We start from the raw sequence: 1,932 nt of genomic DNA, 5'->3' as shown, positions 1-1,932 counted from the left end.
GGAAGGAGATGTTGGTGGACACGCCGCGGATGCGGAACTCGGCGAGGGCGCGGCGGGCCCGGGCGACGGCGGCCGGGTAGTTGCGGCCGCGGCAGGTCAGCTTGACCAGCATGGAGTCGAAGTGCGGGCTGATCTCCGCGCCCGAGTAGACGGTGCCGCCGTCAAGCCGGACGCCTGCGCCGCCGGCCGAGCGGTAGCCGGTGATCTTGCCGACGTCGGGCCGGAAGCCGTTGGCCGGGTCCTCCGTGGTGATGCGGCACTGCAGGGCGGCACCCTTGAGCTGGACGCTCTCCTGGGACAGGCCCAGGTCCGCGAGGCTCTCACCGGCGGCGATGCGCAGCTGCGCCTGGACGAGATCGACGTCGGTGACTTCCTCGGTCACCGTGTGCTCGACCTGGATCCGGGGGTTCATTTCGATGAATACGTGCTGGCCGGCCCGCTCACCCACCGTGTCGACAAGGAATTCGACGGTACCGGCGTTGACGTAGTTCAGCGCTTTCGCGAACTTCACGGCGTCGCGGTACAGCGCCTGCCGGATGCCTTCGTCCAGGTTCGGCGCCGGGGCGATCTCGATGACCTTCTGGTGGCGGCGTTGGATGGAACAGTCACGCTCGAAGAGGTGCATCACGTTGCCCTCCGCGTCGGCCAGGATCTGGACCTCGATGTGGCGCGGGCGCAGGACGGCCTGCTCCAGGAACATGGTGGGGTCGCCGAACGCGGCGTCGGCTTCGCGCATGGCGGCCTGCAGGGCCTCCGGGAGCGCCTCGCGGGTGTCCACGCGGCGCATGCCGCGCCCGCCGCCGCCGGCGACGGCCTTGGCAAAAATGGGGAAGCCGATTTCATCCGCGGCGGCGATCAGTTCGTCCAGGTCCTTCGACGGCTGGCTGGACTTGAGGACCGGGACGCCGGCCTTGCGCGCGGCCTCGAGGGCGGCAACCTTATTACCGGCGAGTTCCAGAACCTCGGCCGGCGGGCCGACGAAGGTGATGCCGGCCTCCTTCGCGGCCCGCGCCAGGCGCGGGTTCTCGGAGAGGAAACCGTAACCGGGGTAAATGGCGTCCGCCCCGGACTCCTTGGCGACGCGCACCACCTCATCAACGTCCAGGTAGGCCCGGACCGGATGTCCCTCCTCGCCGATCAGATACGCCTCATCGGCCTTCTGGCGGTGAATGGAGTTGCGGTCCTCATGGGGAAACACAGCGACAGTCTTGGCACCCAGCTCGTAGCTCGCGCGGAAGGCGCGAATCGCGATTTCGCCGCGGTTGGCCACCAGAATCTTAGAAAACATACTTCTCCTGCTTCATCGCGGGCGTATCGGTAAGTGCTCACAGTGTCTAGGACCTGTGCGGGCAAACACAAATCATTGTGGCGACTGTCACAGCATTATCCGTCACGGACGCCGCGATGGGCAGGGCCTTGGCCTTGGAGCTTTCCCCGTCCGTCCGATTGGCGAGGTTCTGGCGCCCCACGCCGGATGAAACGGGTTTCGCCGGAGCATCAACATATGATGAGTGGGTGGGTGGCGCATGCACGCCCCGGCTCCGAAGAACGCAGGAGCCGGCACGACCCCGTCTCGGCAACCGGCGTTAGGTATTGGTTTTTCAAGTGCAAGTAGTGAGCATCAGCAGCCTCAAAGGCGGTGTCGGCAAGACATCCGTGACCACCGGACTGGCGTCGGCGGCATTGGCCGCCGGCATCCCCACCCTCGTCGTCGACCTTGATCCGCATGCTGACGCCAGCACGGCCCTGGGCGTGAGTCCGGACGATCAGCTCGATATCGGCAGGATGCTGAGGTCGCCGCGGCGGGCACATCTGGCGGACAACGTGGTCCCCAGCGGCTGGGTGGAACACGCCCGGATCAACGGCCGCAGCAACGCCAACGGCAGTGCCAACGGCAGGATTCAGTCCGGCGCGGCAACCTCCGTCCTGGAC

At 66.9% G+C, this 1,932-nt stretch carries 2 protein-coding genes; one reads left to right on the top strand and one right to left on the bottom strand.

Features of this window, described 5'->3' with window-relative positions; genetic code table 11:
- Nucleotides 1-1,288 (bottom strand): biotin carboxylase N-terminal domain-containing protein (locus tag LQV45_RS28785; protein WP_230010417.1); only part of this gene is annotated, 1,288 nt, incomplete at its 3' end.
- Between the two features lie 317 nt (nt 1,289-1,605).
- Between LQV45_RS28785 and LQV45_RS28780 the strand changes: the two genes are divergently transcribed.
- Nucleotides 1,606-1,932 (top strand): ParA family protein (locus tag LQV45_RS28780; protein ID WP_230010415.1); only part of this gene is annotated, 327 nt, incomplete at its 3' end.

The organism is Microbacterium sp. Bi128, assembly GCF_918698205.1.
The sequence above is the reverse complement of the archived record's forward strand: the minus strand, read 5'-3'. Positions and strand labels throughout refer to the sequence as shown.